This window comes from Campylobacter sp. MG1 (genome assembly GCF_026616895.1).
Classification (GTDB): domain Bacteria; phylum Campylobacterota; class Campylobacteria; order Campylobacterales; family Campylobacteraceae; genus Campylobacter_E.
In genome coordinates, this window is sequence record NZ_JANYME010000006.1 from 16,733 (window position 1) to 33,073 (window position 16,341).

19 protein-coding genes are annotated in these 16,341 nt (G+C 27.9%); 13 read left to right on the forward strand and 6 right to left on the reverse strand.

Features of this window, described 5'->3' with window-relative positions:
- The first annotated feature begins 28 nt into the window (after positions 1-28).
- Genes rpsB through NY022_RS06050 form a run of 13 tightly spaced genes read left to right on the forward strand, consistent with a single transcriptional unit; the run spans position 29 to position 10,784 of the window.
- The gene (gene rpsB, locus NY022_RS05990) at positions 29-799 is read left to right on the forward strand and encodes a 30S ribosomal protein S2 (RefSeq protein ID WP_267524408.1); all 771 of its coding nucleotides are present in this window, start codon (positions 29-31) and stop codon (positions 797-799) included.
- A complete protein-coding gene (gene tsf / locus NY022_RS05995) occupies positions 799-1,863 on the forward strand; it encodes a translation elongation factor Ts (RefSeq protein WP_267524410.1) in 1,065 nt (354 codons plus the stop codon). Before rpsB ends, tsf begins: the two co-directional genes overlap by 1 nt.
- Positions 1,863-2,483, forward strand: coding sequence for an ABC transporter ATP-binding protein (locus tag NY022_RS06000; RefSeq protein WP_214120152.1), 621 nt, complete (start codon positions 1,863-1,865; stop codon positions 2,481-2,483). Before tsf ends, NY022_RS06000 begins: the two co-directional genes overlap by 1 nt.
- Complete coding sequence (locus tag NY022_RS06005; RefSeq protein ID WP_267524413.1) at positions 2,476-3,186, forward strand: SIR2 family NAD-dependent protein deacylase; 711 nt, start codon at positions 2,476-2,478, stop codon at positions 3,184-3,186. The genes NY022_RS06000 and NY022_RS06005 overlap by 8 nt, the downstream gene beginning before the upstream one ends.
- 54 nt (positions 3,187-3,240) lie before the next feature.
- Entirely contained in the window at positions 3,241-3,987 is a 747-nt protein-coding gene (locus NY022_RS06010; protein ID WP_267524416.1) for a hypothetical protein, read from the forward strand.
- 2 nt (positions 3,988-3,989) lie between these two features.
- Positions 3,990-4,601 carry a guanylate kinase gene (gene gmk, locus NY022_RS06015; RefSeq protein ID WP_267524417.1) on the forward strand — a complete coding sequence of 204 codons (612 nt, stop codon included), beginning with the start codon at positions 3,990-3,992 and terminating at the stop codon, positions 4,599-4,601.
- 1 nt (position 4,602) lies between these two features.
- A complete protein-coding gene (gene tatA, locus NY022_RS06020; protein WP_214115733.1) occupies positions 4,603-4,833 on the forward strand; it encodes a twin-arginine translocase TatA/TatE family subunit in 231 nt (76 codons plus the stop codon).
- Positions 4,833-6,425: an arginine--tRNA ligase gene (gene argS / locus NY022_RS06025; RefSeq protein ID WP_267524420.1), complete on the forward strand. Its 1,593-nt coding sequence runs from the start codon at positions 4,833-4,835 to the stop codon at positions 6,423-6,425. Before tatA ends, argS begins: the two co-directional genes overlap by 1 nt.
- The gene (locus tag NY022_RS06030) at positions 6,422-7,483 is read left to right on the forward strand and encodes a YeiH family protein (RefSeq protein WP_267524423.1); all 1,062 of its coding nucleotides are present in this window, start codon (positions 6,422-6,424) and stop codon (positions 7,481-7,483) included. The genes argS and NY022_RS06030 overlap by 4 nt, the downstream gene beginning before the upstream one ends.
- Entirely contained in the window at positions 7,483-8,421 is a 939-nt protein-coding gene (locus tag NY022_RS06035) for an agmatine deiminase family protein (protein WP_267524425.1), read from the forward strand. Before NY022_RS06030 ends, NY022_RS06035 begins: the two co-directional genes overlap by 1 nt.
- On the forward strand, positions 8,422-9,336 hold the full coding sequence (cysK, locus tag NY022_RS06040) for a cysteine synthase A (protein ID WP_267524427.1): 915 nt from the start codon (positions 8,422-8,424) through the stop codon (positions 9,334-9,336).
- The gene (epsC, locus tag NY022_RS06045; RefSeq protein WP_267524430.1) at positions 9,329-9,844 is read left to right on the forward strand and encodes a serine O-acetyltransferase EpsC; all 516 of its coding nucleotides are present in this window, start codon (positions 9,329-9,331) and stop codon (positions 9,842-9,844) included. The genes cysK and epsC overlap by 8 nt, the downstream gene beginning before the upstream one ends.
- Position 9,845: 1 nt before the next feature.
- Complete coding sequence (locus tag NY022_RS06050; protein ID WP_420707987.1) at positions 9,846-10,784, forward strand: carbon-nitrogen hydrolase; 939 nt, start codon at positions 9,846-9,848, stop codon at positions 10,782-10,784.
- Positions 10,785-10,821: 37 nt separating this feature from the next.
- Here the strand turns inward: NY022_RS06050 and NY022_RS06055 are convergent, their stop codons facing one another.
- The 6 genes from NY022_RS06055 to glmU are packed head-to-tail and all read right to left on the reverse strand — an operon-like array spanning position 10,822 to position 16,271.
- On the reverse strand, positions 10,822-11,829 hold the full coding sequence (locus NY022_RS06055) for an LptF/LptG family permease (RefSeq protein ID WP_267524432.1): 1,008 nt from the start codon (positions 11,827-11,829) through the stop codon (positions 10,822-10,824).
- Positions 11,826-12,596: a prepilin peptidase gene (locus tag NY022_RS06060; protein ID WP_267524434.1), complete on the reverse strand. Its 771-nt coding sequence runs from the start codon at positions 12,594-12,596 to the stop codon at positions 11,826-11,828. The genes NY022_RS06055 and NY022_RS06060 overlap by 4 nt, the downstream gene beginning before the upstream one ends.
- Positions 12,586-13,257 (reverse strand): polyprenyl diphosphate synthase, encoded by a 672-nt coding sequence (gene uppS, locus NY022_RS06065; RefSeq protein WP_214149817.1) that lies wholly within the window; start codon positions 13,255-13,257, stop codon positions 12,586-12,588. The genes NY022_RS06060 and uppS overlap by 11 nt, the downstream gene beginning before the upstream one ends.
- A complete protein-coding gene (locus tag NY022_RS06070) occupies positions 13,254-13,829 on the reverse strand; it encodes a hypothetical protein (RefSeq protein WP_214117337.1) in 576 nt (191 codons plus the stop codon). Before NY022_RS06070 ends, uppS begins: the two co-directional genes overlap by 4 nt.
- Positions 13,822-14,985, reverse strand: coding sequence for a bifunctional phosphopantothenoylcysteine decarboxylase/phosphopantothenate--cysteine ligase CoaBC (gene coaBC / locus NY022_RS06075; RefSeq protein ID WP_214117336.1), 1,164 nt, complete (start codon positions 14,983-14,985; stop codon positions 13,822-13,824). The genes NY022_RS06070 and coaBC overlap by 8 nt, the downstream gene beginning before the upstream one ends.
- Positions 14,985-16,271, reverse strand: coding sequence for a bifunctional UDP-N-acetylglucosamine diphosphorylase/glucosamine-1-phosphate N-acetyltransferase GlmU (gene glmU, locus NY022_RS06080; protein WP_267524438.1), 1,287 nt, complete (start codon positions 16,269-16,271; stop codon positions 14,985-14,987). Before glmU ends, coaBC begins: the two co-directional genes overlap by 1 nt.
- Between the last annotated feature and the right edge of the window lie 70 nt (positions 16,272-16,341).

Below are 16,341 nucleotides of genomic sequence, written 5' to 3' on the forward strand. Positions count from 1 at the left end.
GGTAAAAACAATTTTTAAGGAGAAACCTATGGTTACAATGAGAGATTTATTAGAATGTGGTGTGCATTTTGGGCATCAAACAAGACGCTGGAATCCTAAAATGAAAAAATTCATTTTTGGTGAGAGAAAAGGTATTTATGTAATTGATTTACAAAAAACAATTAGATATTTTAGATATACATACAATATTGTTCGTGATGCAGCAGCTGAAGGTAAAACAATTTTATTTGTTGGAACTAAAAAACAAGCAAATGATGCTGTAAAAGAATATGCGATTAAATGTGGAATGCCATATGTAAATCACAGATGGTTAGGCGGTATGATGACAAACTTTGAAACTATTCGCCAATCAATTAGAAAACTTGAAGTTATTGAAAGTATGCAAGAAGATGGAAGCATTAATTTATTAACTAAAAAAGAAGCATTAATGCTAAATCGTAAAAAAGAAAAATTATTAAATGATCTAGGTGGTATTAGAGACCTTAAAACTCGCCCTGATATGATTTTTGTAATTGACACAGTAAAAGAAAAAATTGCAGTTGCAGAAGCAAATAGATTAAAAATCCCAGTAGTAGCTCCAATTGATACAAACTGCGATCCTGATGTTGTAGATTTTCCTATCCCAGGTAATGATGATGCTATTCGTTCAGTTCAATTATTCTGCCAAGAAATGTGCGAAGCTATATTAGAAGGTAAAGCTTTAAGAGAACAAGATGGTGAAGTAGTTGAAAGAGCAGAAGTTAGCGAAGATGAAAAACAAGAAGTATTAGAAGAAGCTATGATGGAAGGGGAAATGTAATGGCAGAAATTACAGCAGCTATGGTAAAAGACCTGCGCGAAAGCACAGGTGCTGGAATGATGGATTGTAAAAACGCACTTAAAGAGTGTGATGGAGATATGCAAAAAGCAGTTGAATACTTAAGAGAAAAAGGCTTAAGTAAAGCTGCTAAAAAAGCTGATAGATTAGCAGCTGAAGGTTTAATTGGTGTTAAACTTTCAAATAATTTAGCAAGTTTAGTAGAAATCAATTCAGAAACTGACTTCGTTGCTAAAAATGATAAATTTATAGATTTAGTAAATAAAACAGTTGAGCAAGTTCAAGTTAGTGGAGTTTGTGATGTTGAAAGTTTATTAAATAGCAATATTGATGGGGCTAAATTTGAAGATTATCTAAAAAATCAAATCGCAACTATTGGAGAAAATTTAGTTGTAAGAAGATTTGCTACTTTAAAAGCAAATGATAATGAAGCTTTAAGTGGTTATTTACACACAAATGGTCGTGTAGGTGTTATCGTTAAGGCTAAATTTAATAATGCTGCTAATAAAGCAAAAGTTGAAGAATTTTTAAAACAACTTTGTATGCATATTGCAGCTATGAAACCAAGTGTTTTAAGTTATAAAGATTTAGATAAGGAATTTGTAGAAGCTGAATATAGAGCTTTATGTGCTGAACTTGAAAAAGAAAATGAAGAATTAGTTCGCCTTAAAAAGCCACTTCATAAAATTCCACAATTTGCAAGTAGATTACAAATTACTGATGCAGTTTTAAAGAAAGCTGAAGAAGATATAAAAGCTGAATTAAAAGCTCAAAATAAACCAGAGCAAATTTGGGATAAAATTGTTCCTGGTCAAATGGCAAGATTTATAGCTGATAACTCAATTTTAGATTCTCGCCTTACATTAATGGGGCAATTTTATGTAAAGGATGATAAGAAAACTATAGAGCAAGTTATTGCTGATAAATCAGCTGAATTAAAAGATGAATTAGTAATTGAAAGCTTCATAAAATATGAAGTTGGCGAAGGCTTAGAAAAGAAAAACGAAGATTTCGCAGCAGAAGTTGCAGCTCAAATGGGTAATTAATGTTAAAAGCAAGCGGTATTGGTAAAAAATACGATGCCGTTTTATTTAACAATTTAAATTTAACTTTAAATCCGCAACAAACTTTAGCCGTTTTAGGCAAAAGTGGTTGCGGAAAATCTACATTATTGCATATTTTATCAACACTTTTAGCACCTGATAGCGGGGAAGTTTTTTATAAAGATAAGAATATTTATAAACTTAGCGAAGATGAAAGATTATTAATAAGAAGAAATGATTTTGGAATTATTTTTCAGCAGCATTATCTTTTTAAAGGATTTTCAGCTTATGAAAATATTGAATTAGCAAGTGTTTTATCAAATAATAAAATAGATGATGAGATAATTAATTTTTTAGGTATTAAAGAAATTCTAAATAAAAAAGCTAATGAATTAAGTGGCGGAGAGCAACAAAGAGTAAGTATTGCTAGAGTTCTTTGTAAAAAACCTAAAATTATTTTTGCTGATGAGCCAACTGGAAATCTTGACCCAACAAATGCAAAAATAGCTATGAAATTATTGATTGATTATGTTAAATTAAACAATTCAGCATTGTTTTTAATTACTCACGATGAAAATTTAGCTTTAATGTGTGATGATATTTTAAGGATAAATAATGAGTAAGTTAGTTTTTTTAAGTGGAGCTGGTCTTAGTGCACCATCTGGCTTAAGCACTTTTAGAGATAATGATGGTTTGTGGGAACAATATGATTTAGATATAGTTTGTAATTATCAAACTTGGATTAAAAATTTTAATTTAGTTCATGAATTTTATAATAAAAGAAGACTTGAATTAAGAAAAGTTAAACCTAATAAAATGCACGAAAAAATTGCTGAAATATCAAAGCGTTTTGAAATTATTAATTTTACTCAAAATGTTGATGATTTATTAGAGCGTGCAGGGTGTGAAAATGTAATTCACTTGCACGGAAAATTATTAGAATTACATTGCACAAATTGCAATGATATTACTAAACTTAGTTTGAATGATAATTTAGAATTTGAATTCGGAAATTGCAAAAAATGTCAAAGTAAATTAATTAAACCTAGCGTAGTATTTTTTGGAGAACAAGCGCCATTTTATACTGATTTATATTCAACATTTTATAATCTTAATGAAGATGATTTGGTGGTTATCATAGGAACAAGTGGTGCAGTTATTAATATAAATTATTTATTAAGGTTTGCAAAATCTAAAAACATACTAATTAATTTAGAAAAAAATAAATATATAAATGAAGCTTTATTTTCTCATATTATTTATAAATCTTGTGATGAATGTATAGATGAATTAGATAATATTATAAAGATATGGAATAATAAGTAGTATTTTAATATTATTATTTACATAATTATATGAGTTGTTTAAAGGAGGTTTTTAATGAAAGTTGTTTTACTTAATATTAATCCATCTATTTCAAGATTAATTGCTTTAAGTTTTAATAAATTACAAATAAATTATATAGAAATAAACAATATAGATAGTTTAGATTATTGTGATGTATTAATATTAGATAGTGATTTTAAAAATAATATAAAATTGTGCAAAGAGAAGTCAAAGGAAATTATTTTATTACTTGAAAAAAATGAAGTGAGTGAATTAACTTTTTGTATAAACAAGCCATTTTTACCTACAGATTTTATAAATTTATTTAATGGTTTGACAAAAAATTTAAAAATAGATGATAATGTTGATGAATTAGAGCAAATGCAAGAAGAATTAAAAAATATGATTAATGAAAGTATAGAAGTTAATAAGAATTTTAATACTATATATGATTATGATGATAAAGATATTGATGTTAAAGATGAAAATTTAAATAAATATAATATGCCAGAAACTTTTGAGGAATTAAGTAGGGATTATTATGATTTATTAAATGATGATGAAAAATTTGAAGAAGGAATAGATGTAACTGAGATGAGTACAAATGAAAATATTAATAATATGAGTGATATTTCTAATTTAAAAGAAAAAGATATATTAAATGCATTAGATAATGATATTAAAAATACTAGCAAGACTATAACTGAAACAATAACTGAGGCGGTTATGAATGGTACAAAAGAATACAAAAATTATATAAAAGATATAAACATATCTATTAATATTAAATTTAAAGATTAATTATGGCAGGAATTTTATTAATATCAGGCCCAAGTGGTGCGGGCAAAAGTACACTATTAGAGCGTTTAGCGCAAGATTATAATGATTTTTATTTTTCAATATCAGCAACCACTAGAGCTCCTAGAGTGGGCGAAAAAGAAGGTATAAATTATTTTTATTTAACTACGGAAGAATTTGAAGAGGGAATTAAAAATGATAAATTTTTAGAATATGCTAATGTTCATGGGAATTATTATGGAACGCCATTAAAACCAATTTATGACGCTTTAGAAAATGGTAAAAATGTTATTTTAGATATAGATGTTCAAGGCTTTAGAATAGTAAAAGATAAATTAGGTAAAGATTTTTTATCAGTTTTTATAAGTCCTGAGAATGAAAAAGTATTAAAAGAACGCCTTGTTTCTCGTGGCACAGAAAATCCTGATGTAATTGCTAAAAGACTTCATAATGCAACTGCTGAAGTTCAAGCTATTGGAAGATATGATTTTTTTATTATAAATGATGATTTGGAAAAAGCTTATAAAGAGCTTAAATTACTTTACCAAGCAGCAAACTTAAAAGTGTTAAATAAAGACATTAAAAAATTTATTTCAGAATGGAAAAAAGGAGAATAATATGGGAATAGGTAGTGGATGGCACTGGATTATTGTTTTATTAGTAATCATTTTATTATTTGGTGGTAAAAAATTACCAGAACTTGCAAAAGGCTTAGGAAAAGGTATTAAAACATTTAAAAAAGAAATGGCAGATGATACTACTGCAAAGCCTGTGAATGAAATTGATGAATTAGCTGATAATACTAAAAAAACTGAAGCTAATGAAGTAAAAAGCGAGCAAAAAGCCTAATGCTAAAGGAAAGTATTAAAGAGTATTTATCAAAAGTATTAGAATGCGAATTTAGTTTAGAAAGTCCAAAAGATAGAAATTTAGCTCATTTTGCAATGCCTTGCTTTAGCTTTGCAAAAGAGCTTAAATTAGCCCCAAATAAAATTGCAGCAGATTTTGCAGAAAAATTGAAAAATTGTGAGATTTTTAGCAGTGTTGAAGCAGTGAATGCTTATGTCAATTTCAAATTATCAAATGATTTTTTAGATAAATTATGTAAAAATGCTTTAAATAATCCAGAAGATTTTGCAAAAAGTCCTAAAAAAAATTATAAAATCTTGCTTGAATATGTAAGTGCAAATCCTACAGGACCACTTCACATAGGACACGCAAGGGGTGCTATTTATGGAGATAGTTTAAATAAAATTGCAAAACATTTAGGCTATACATTTGATACAGAATATTATGTAAATGATGCAGGTAATCAAATAGATTTATTAGGCGAAAGCGTTATTTTAGCTATAAGAGATTTTGTTTTAAAAGAAAATGTTGAATATCCTGAAAGCTTTTATGGTGGCGAGTATATGCAAGAACTTGCTAGGATTTTTTATGATAAATTTAAAGATGATTTTATAAATAACAAAACCAAAATAGCAAGTTTAGCTAAAGATGAAGTCTTAAAAGAAATCAAGCAAACTTTAGCAAATGCTAGAATTAAGATTGATAATTATGTAAGCGAAACTGCTTATTATCCAAAGCTTGAAGAAACTTTAGAAAAATTAAAAAAAGCCGAAGCAACATATTTAAAAGATGATAAATTATATTTAGCATCTACAAAATATGGAGATGATTTAGATAGAGTTATCGTGCGTGAAGATGGTAGGGGGACTTATTTAGCAGCTGATATTGTTTATCACGATGATAAATTAAGTAGGGGATATGATAAAGTTATTAATATATGGGGAGCTGATCATCACGGCTACATTGCTCGTGTAAAAGCTGCTATGAGTGCTTTAGGGCACGATGCTAATAATCTTGAAGTAATCCTAGCTCAAATGGTTAATTTGCTAAAAAATGGACAACCTTATAAAATGAGTAAAAGAAAAGGTAATGTCATTTTATTTAGCGATGTTTTAGATGATATTGGCGTAGATGCTTTAAGATATATTTTTATAAGTAAGCGTTGTGATAGTCCGCTTGAGTTTGATGTAGATGAGTTTAAAAAGCAAGATAATTCAAATCCTATTTTTTATATAAACTACGCACATGCAAGAATTCATCAAATATTTGCAAAAGCTAATAAAAACTTTAATGATGTAATTAATGTTAGTTTAAGTAATTTTAAAGATGAAAATGCACTTAATTTATTATTTGATGCTTTAGCTTTAAATGATGTTTTAGAAGACGCTTTTAATAGCAGAACTCTTTCTAAATTATGCGATTATTTAAAACAAATCGCAAGTTCATTTCATAAAATTTATAATGAAACTAGAGTTATTGGACATGAAAACGAAGAGCAATATTTAAAAATATTTGCTCAAGTTGCTTTATGTATAAAAACAGGTTTTAGCTTAATTGGTATAAATGCAGTAAGTAGAATGGAAAAAGAGTGAGTAAAAAACACAATAAATCCCCAGAGCAAGTAGCTTTGGGGGTAAATAAAATTTATAAAAGTAAAAAAATAGAAAGTTATGTAGTATTAGTAGTTTTAGCATTTTGTTCTTATGCTATTGGTGAATTAAGCTTTTTTAAGAACTTTGGAATATCAGCTTTAATAATTGCCGTAATTTTGGGAGCTGTTATTGGAAATTTCGCACATCATAATGTAAGCTTATTAAAAAAAACAGGTGCTTTAGGAGTATGCACTAAGCAGATTTTAAGACTAGGGATTATTCTTTATGGTTTTAGAATTTCTTTAAGTGATATTGAAAGCATTGGTTTAAGTGGAGTTGGACTTGCTTTTTTTATAGTTTTTTCTACATTTTTTATTGGCTTATTAATAGGAAAATTATTAAAAATAGACTTTTTACAATCAGCATTAATTGCTAGTGGTTCTAGTATTTGTGGAGCTGCTGCTGTTTTAGCTAGTGAGAGTGTGCTAAAAGGTGGTTCGGCAAGAGTTGGTATAGCAGTTTGCACCGTAGTTGTGTATGGTTGTATTGGAATGTTTGTTTATCCATTGGTTCAAAATTTATTTGATTTAGATGGTAGATTATTTGGCTTTTTAGTAGGAGGAACTTTACACGAAGTTGCACACGTTGTAGGAGCGGGTTCTAGTATAGGAGTTGATGGGGCAAATTCAAGTATAGTTATAAAAATGGTAAGAGTTTTAATGCTTGTTCCGTTTTTATTAATGCTTAGTTTTGGATTTAAAAAAGAAGAAAAAAAAGGCAATTTCCTAAATCAAATTCCTTGGTTTGCTTTAGGGTTTTTACTAGCTTGTGGCATATCAAGTTTGCCTATTTTAAATACAGAATATGCTTTAAATGTTATAAAGCCTAATATTGCTATTTTTGATACATTTTTATTAAGCTTAGCAATGGTGGCACTTGGAGTAAATATTAGAAAGGATATGTTAAGCAAAGCTGGTCTTAAGCCATTTATTATGGCAGCAATTTTATGCGTATGGTTAGTGCTTGCAGCTTATGCTTATATAAAGGTGTTTTGTTAATGAGAGCAGAATGGCAAAAATGTGAATATATATTATTAGCATTACCTCATAAAGATAGCGATTGGTCGCCTTATTTAAATGAGATTTTAAATTCTTATTTAGAATTTGCAAAAGCTATTGCAAATCATTGTAAGGTGCTTTTAGTTCATCACGAAAGTGCAAATCTTGATGAGTTTAAAAAGTTAAATAATATAGAGTTTTATTGTTTTAATACTAATGATACTTGGATTAGAGATTTTGGTCCAATTGATAATAATTTGGATTTTGTTTTTAATGCTTGGGGGAATAAATTTAGTTCTAATTTAGACAATGCTTTTAATGAAAATTTGTTTAAAAATTATCTTAAAAAAGACCTAAATAAAATTGATTTTATTTTAGAAGGTGGTAGCATTGATACTAATGGCAAGGTATTATTAACAACTACTGAATGTTTATTAAACGATAATAGAAATCAACAAAGCAAAGAAGAAATAGAAAATACACTTAAAAAATATTTAAAAGTTCAAGAAGTTTTGTGGCTTGAAAATGGTGTCATTATAGGTGATGATACGGATTCTCATGTGGATACTTTAGCTAGATTTATTGATGAAAATACTATCGCTTATAGTTCTTGCGAAGATGAAAATGATGAAAATTACGCTAGTTTAAAAGCCTTAGAAGATGAGCTTAAAAAAACTAAATATAATCTAATCTCACTACCAATTCCTAGCCCAAAACATTATAATGGCAAAAGATTAGGCTGCACTTATGCTAATTTTGTGTTTGTAAATGACGCTTTAATAATGCCTTGTTATGATGATAAAAACGATGAATTAGTAAGACAAAAATTACAAAAAGCTTTACCTAATCATAAAATTATTTTAGTAAATGCCTTAGTCTTCGTGAGGCAAAATGGCTCATTACATTGTTCTTGTATGAATATTTTTAAGGAGGATTAAATGATATATAATAATGTTTTAGAACTTATAGGAAATACACCTGTTGTTAGATTAAATAATATGGTTGATGATGATATGGCTCAAGTTTATTTAAAACTTGAAAGATTTAATATTACAGGTAGTGTTAAGGATAGGGCTGCATTGGCTATGATAATTGATGCTAAAAATAGCGGTAAATTAAAGAATAATTCAATTATTTTAGAACCAACCAGTGGTAATACTGGCATAGCTTTAGCTATGATAGGTAAGTTAATGGGATATGAAGTATGTATAGTTATGCCTGAAACTATGAGTAAAGAAAGAAGAGATTTGATAGCTGCTTATGGAGCTAAGCTCGTTTTAACTGAAGGTAAATTAGGTATGAGTGGAGCTATACAAAAAGCTAATGAATTAGCAAATAGTGATGATAGATATTTTATTCCTCAACAATTTAATAATTTTGCAAATTCAAATACTCATTATAATAATACAGCAGAAGAAATTATAAACGATTTTTCAAAATTAGATGCTTTTGTAGCTGGGGTCGGTACTGGTGGTACTATTAGTGGGGTTGGTAAAAAATTAAAAGAGAAATTTAATAATATAAAAATTATCGCAGTTGAACCAGAAAGTTCTCCAGTTTTAAGTGGTGGCAAAGCAGCACCGCATAAAATACAGGGTATAGGAGCTGGTTTTATACCTACTATTTATGATGCTAATGTTGTAGATTGTGTAGAAAAAGTTAGTAATGAAGATGCATTTTATTATGCAAAATTATTAGCACAAAAAGAAGGTATTTTGGCTGGAATTTCTACTGGTGCTAATGTTAAGATAGCTTTAGAATTAGCTAAAAAATTAGGTAAAGGTAAAGTTGTACTTAGCATATCACCTGATAGTGGCGAAAAATATATATCTACTGGAATTTATGATGTTTGATAGATTAAGATATGATATAAATAATATTTTAGTAAAAGACCCAGCAGCAAAAAGTAAGATAGAGGTCTTTTTGCTATATTCTAGTATTCACGCTGTATCAAATCATCGTTTAGCACATTTTTTTTACAAGCATAAGTTTTTTTTTATAGCAAGGGCAATATCTCAGTTTTCTAAATTTTTAACTGGTATAGAAATTCACCCAGGTGCTACTATAGGCAAAGGGCTTTTTATTGACCATGGACTGGGTGTTGTAATAGGCGAAACTGCTATAATAGGCGATAATGTTACGATTTATCACGGGGTTACCTTAGGCGGTACTGGTAAAGAGAGTGGTAAAAGACACCCAACTGTTGAAGACGGTGTATTAATAGGCGCTGGTGCTGTTGTTTTAGGAAATATCACAATAGGAAAAAATGCAAAAATTGGAGCAAATGCTATAGTTTTAAGCGATATACCTGAAAATGCTACGGCAGTTGGATTGGTAGGGCGAATTATTACAAGGGATTAATATGTTAAAAATTGGTTTAGTATCACAAAAATATAGCGAAAATATGAGAGAAATCACAAAAGCAAAGATTAAAAATGTTGCTAAAAAAGGTGCAAAATTAGTAATTTTACAAGAATTACACCAAAGTGCTTATTTTTGCCAAGTGCAAAATACTAATAATTTTGACCTAGCTAGTGATTATGAAAATGATTTGATTTTTTGGAGCGAAGTAGCAAAAGATAATAATATCGTATTAGTTACATCTTTATATGAAAAACGCCTAGAAGGTTTATATCACAATACTGCTATAGTTTATGAGAGTGATGGAAGTATTGCAGGAAAATATCGTAAAATGCACATACCTGATGATCCGCATTTTTATGAGAAATTTTATTTTACTCCAGGTGATTTGGGTTTTCGTGCGATTGATACAAGCGTAGGAAAATTAGGAGTTTTAGTATGTTGGGATCAGTGGTATCCTGAAGCTGCAAGACTTATGGCTTTAGATGGAGCGCAGATTTTAATATATCCTACAGCTATTGGTTGGCTTTATGAAAACGGCGTTAGTGATGATAGTGAAACTATGCAAGACCAATTAAATGCGTGGCTAGGCGTTCAAAGAGGACATGCAATAGCTAATTGTTTGCCTGTTGTGGGGGTAAATCGTGTTGGTTTTGAAGATGTAAGTCTTAGTGGCGAAAGCAGCATTACTCAAAATGAGAAAAAACATTTTATAAATAACAATGAAACTACTAAAAATGGTATTGATTTTTGGGGTAATAGTTTTGTATATGATGCACAAGGTAAAGAGCTATTTAGAAGCAATGAAAGCGAAGAGCTTGAAGTAGTAGTTGCTATAGATATGAAAAAATGCGAACAAATAAGACGCTGGTGGCCGTTTTTAAGAGATAGAAGAATAGAATATTATTCTAATCTAACAAAAAGAGCTATAAAAGAATAAATCAAATTATATTTTAGACTTGACAGTCTAAAATATATTAATATTTTTCTAGTATTTTTTTCTTAAAACATACATGAGATATTAAATAAGATATTGAAAATACTAAGAGTATTGTATAAAAATGATATTGTAATAGTAAGCTCATAGGAGTTAAATATATTAATAAAAATATTAAAATTGCTAAATATTCATGGCTTTTTTCATAGCGAGAGCTAATTATACTAAAAGCTAGTGCAAATTTAACACATGTGATTGGTAATAAGCTAAGTAAAATATATATTACTAATTCTTTTGATTTTGATGGTTCTTTATAGTTTTTCCAATATTCTTTGATTGAATTTATTCCACTGTTTTGAGATTTAATTAATGAATTAAATGTAAGTTCTTTTATTTGTAAAAATTCTAAATTTTGTTTAAAATTATATATTTTAACATCATCTAATTTAAAAGTAATCTTACTATTATCATTAATAATTTTTCCAGTTTTTGCTATTAGAATTTGTTTGTTTGTTTCATCAGTTTTAGGTACATATATGATTATATTTTTATAAATATCTTCATTAAATTCATCACTAAAATATATATAATTTCCTATTTTTTGTCCAAAATTATTACTTTTTAAATTTATTTGTGAGAATGCTTTTTTATAGTCTATAAAATTATCATATAAAGAAAAACTAATTGGTATAAAAATTAAACTAATAATTATCAAAATTGTGCTTATTACTATGGCTATAGTATTGAAAAAATTTAATATTACTTTAGGAGAATATCCTAAAGAAAATAACATTATTATTTCATTTTCTTTAGATAATCTTAAAATACACATAAAGCACGATATAAAAAAACTTATAGGTATTGTAAATAAAATTAATTTAACACTCATTAATGCATATAATTTAAATAATTCATATAGACTTAATTCTATATAAGAGGTAATTTTTGCTATTTGAAATAAAATTATTATAGAACTAATAATAAACAATGTTACGAATACAGACAAGAATGAACTAATAAATTGTCTAAATAAATATTTTTTAATCATTGCACATAATCTAAACAAAATTGACCAACGCTAGGGAAAAACCATACTAAAGCAAGTCCTATGCTTAAAAATGGTATAAAAGGAACTTGTATGTTTTCCTTGCCTTTTATTCTTAGATACATAAAAACAGGCAAACTCACAAAAGCTCCTAAAAATATAGCTACAAAACCAAGTTTAATTCCTAATAACGCTCCAATTAATGCCATTATTTCAATATCAGCTTCGCCCATTACTTGAATACATTCATCATCGCTTTTTGCTTTTGCATTCATTATGCTCTCTATTAAAGATTTTAGCAAATACGCACCACCTGAAAATATTAAAGCATCTTTAAAACTGCTTATTGAATGAGTATAAATTAGAGCAAAAATCAAAGTTAGCATTAAAGTAAAGCTAGGCACAGCAAGGTAGCGAACATCAATAATGCAAAGTGCAAATAATAAGCTAAATGATAATGCTAAGCAAATAGAATAAGCAAGATTTTCTAAACTACTAATATCTATGCAATATAAAAATATAAAGCCAACAATTAGCTCAATCAATGGATACTGAATGCTTATTTTACTTTTACAAAACCCACATTTACCACCTAAAACTAGCCAAGAAATAATAGGGATATTGTGATAGAATTTTAATTTGTTATTACAGCTTCCACAAGAACTTGGCGGATAAAAAACACTTTTTCTCTCAGGTAGTCTTAAAATCAATACATTTAAAAACGAGCCAAAAACAAGCCCAAATATAAAAACTAAAATACTAAACTCCACCGAAATTCCTTTTACAAATTCTATAATTTTTAATAATTTCTTTTAATTCATCTTCTTTAAAATCAGGAAACAAAGTAGGGGTAAAAACAAACTCTGCATAAGCACATTGCCAAAGTAAGAAATTTGAAATCCTAAAATGTCCGCCAGTTCTAATCAATAAATCAACATTGTTTTTAATATCTAAATATTTATTAAAATTATTTTCATCTATTTCTTCATCACTTGCTTTTAATTTTTTAAAAGCTCTTAAAATCTCATCTTTTCCGCCGTAATTTATGCCTAGATTAAAAATAATTCTTGAGTAATTTTTAGTTTTTTCTTCAAACTCATTAATTAAATTCTTAGTATCTACATCAAGAACACTAATATCTCCAAAGCTTTTAAATCTAATTTCGTTTTTTATAAAATTGTTTAATTCACTAGATAAGTATTCTTTAAGTAATTTGAAAATAAACTCAATTTCTTCTTTAGGTCTTTTCCAATTTTCGGTAGAAAATGCAAACAAACTAAGCTCTAAAACGCCTTCTTCAATACAAGCTTTTACCAATCTTTCAATAGTTTTTGCACCTGCTTTATGCCCGAAACTTCTTAATAAACCTTGATTTTTAGCCCATCTACCATTACCATCCATAATGATTGCTAAATGATTTAACTCGTTCATAAATTTCCTTTATAACTAAGGCTAAAAAAATCATCTTTATAAGTAGTCAATTCTACATTTTGCGAATATTCAAAGCAGATTTTTTGAACCTTAGAAAAGCTAGTTAATATTTTATTATCATTTAAAAAAAGGCTTAATTTAGCAAAAACATCATAATAAATTGCTAATTCATTTTTTTTCTTTCTATATTCAATTAATATAGGTTTTCCTTCAAGCAAACAAGGTAAATATAAAATATCTTCATTCAAAGCAAAAAGCATTGTTTTATAGCATTCATAATCTGATTTTTGATTTGTTTGGATTAATGAATTAATTAGCGTGTATTTAAAATCATCTCTAAAAGCGATTTTTAATAACTCAAAACAATCATAATCAATATAGGCAAAAACCTTATCAGCTTGAAGATTTTTAAAGACTAAACTATCATAAATTTCAGCTAAATAATAAGTATTTGGCTCTAAATTAATGTTTGATTTTGTGGTTAATTCTTTTTTACCAATTAATAATTTGTAGCGATTAAACATTAATTTATCAATTACTTTAAATTTAATTGGTAAAACATCATTAAACATCAGCTTTTACTCTATCAAAAATAATTTTTGCTAAGTTTTCTTTAGTATCAAAATACCCTTCACTAATGCCTGAATAATCACAGAAAAATATCTCGTTTTTACTTGAGCCAAATTGAGTATGTTCTCCTAAAATATTAAGACATAATAAGCTTAAACCTTTATTTACTAAAGCTTTTTTTGCATTATCATAGGCAGTCTTTTCATCACACTCTAGTTTAAAGCCGATTTTTTTACCAGAAAAATTAAAAGTAGCTAATAAATCATCATTAGGTCTTATTTTGATATTAAATTCTTCATCAAATTCATCTCTTTTTATTTTTCTTTCTTGTTTGATAGGGATAAAATCACTAACTGCAGCACACATAAATAAATAATCAAATTCTTTATAATCTTGCATTAAGGCTTTTAATTCAGCACTTGTATCGTAGCTTAATTGTGTGAAATTTTCATTTTTAATCTCATCACATCTAGCCTTTAAATACACCACATTTGCACCCCTTAAATAAGCTTGTTTAGCTAGTGCATCTGACATAGTTCCACTTGAATAATTTCCTATATTTCTTACCAAATCAATGCTCTCACGAGTGCCGCCGCCTGTTATTAAAATATTTTTTCCCATATAGAATTTATCTTTATAAATTTCTCTTAAAGTTGCTAGAAAAATATCTTTTGTATTAGCTAAAGCTCCTATGCCAAATTCTTTACAAGCTAAGGTTTTGCTAATTGGCTTTACTATTTTCACACCTAAACTCTTTAAATATTCTAAGCTTTTTTGAGTTTGACTTGCTAAATACATATTAGTATTTGCTGCAGGTGCTATTATTAGTGGTTTGTTTGAAGCAATTAAGGTGCTTAAAAATACATTATCACAAACTCCATTAGCTAGTTTATTTATTGAATTAACACTAGCAGGAGCAAATACAACAGCATCACAATCTTTTGAAAACATTATGTGATTTTTGTCGTTTTCCCAACTTTCATTCTCACTTGTTAAAACGCTTTCACATAATGCTTCATAAGCTAATTTATTTACGAATTTCAAAGCCCCATCACTTAATAAAGCTTTTACTTTAATTCCTTCTTCTTTAAACATAGAAATTAACTCAAAGCTTTTATAAAAGCTAATACTTCCACTAACACATAATAATACTTTCATTAAAAATCCTTAAAATTATTAAAAATCACGCCTTTATTACGCTCTATAAATAAATCTTTTGCTTTTAATTTAGCAGCGTCTTTGTTGCTAATCGTGCTACCTGCTGCAATTAAAGTATCGCTAGGTATGTTAATTGGTGCTATTAGGTTTGAGTTTGAGCCTATGAAGACATTTTTACCGATTTTGCTTAGGTGCTTGTTTTTGCCATCGTAATTACAAATTATCACACCACAGCCAATATTTACACCGCTACTAATCTCGCAATCTCCTAAATAAGCTAAATGCCCAGCTTTTACATCTTCTAATTTTGCATTTTTGCATTCTACGAAATTACCGATTTTACTATCTTTAATAACGCATTTTGGACGAATTCTAGCCATTGGCCCTATGCTTGAATTAATTATCTCACTATTTTCTATAACGCTATTTGCTAAGATTTTTGAGCTTTTTATAATAGAATTTGCCTTAATCACAACTCCGCTTTCAATCTCACAATCATTGCTAATTTGTGTATCAAGCTCTATGAAAATACTATCTTTATTATGCATAATAACGCCATTTATAAGCAATTCATCTTTTATTCTTTTTTGCATAATTTGCTCGGCTTGTTCTAAATCTAATTTATTATTAATGCCTAAAAACTCAATCTCATCAAAGGTGCATTCACTAACGCTTATTTTATCATCTATAGCCATTTTGATAATATCAGTTAGATAATATTCTTTTTGAGCGTTGTTGTTGTTTAGCTTAGGAATGTAAGTTTTTAATATATCTTTACTGATTTTATAAATTCCAGCATTACATAAAGTGCACTTTAATTCTTCATTGTTTGCATCTTTTGTCTCTACAATTTTACTTATTTTATCGTTTTCTTTAATCACTCTTCCGTAAGAATTAGCACTATATTTATTAAAAGTGCTTAAAACTATTTTAGAATTTGTATTAGCTATAATTTTTAGACTATTTAATGTAATTAAAGGCATATCAGCATTTAAAATCAACGCTTCTTCGTATTTTGGCTCATAATTTATTAAAGCCCCGCCTGTGCCTTTATGATTTTGCATATCTTGATATATATATTTTAAATTAGAATAATCTTTTAAATGCTCTTTTATAGCGTCTGCTTGATGGTGTAAAATCAAAGTTATATCATCACTAAGTTGCAAAGCATTTTCAATAATAATTTTAATTAAAGATTTCCCACAAATTGTATGCAAAGGTTTTGCTAAATTACTATTCATTCTAGTGCCAAAACCAGCTGCTAGTATTACTATGCTTGATTTCATATTTTTCCTTTAGATTTTAAGAAAATGTTAGCAAGTTTTGGATAATATCACTCATTATTTTTATATTGGA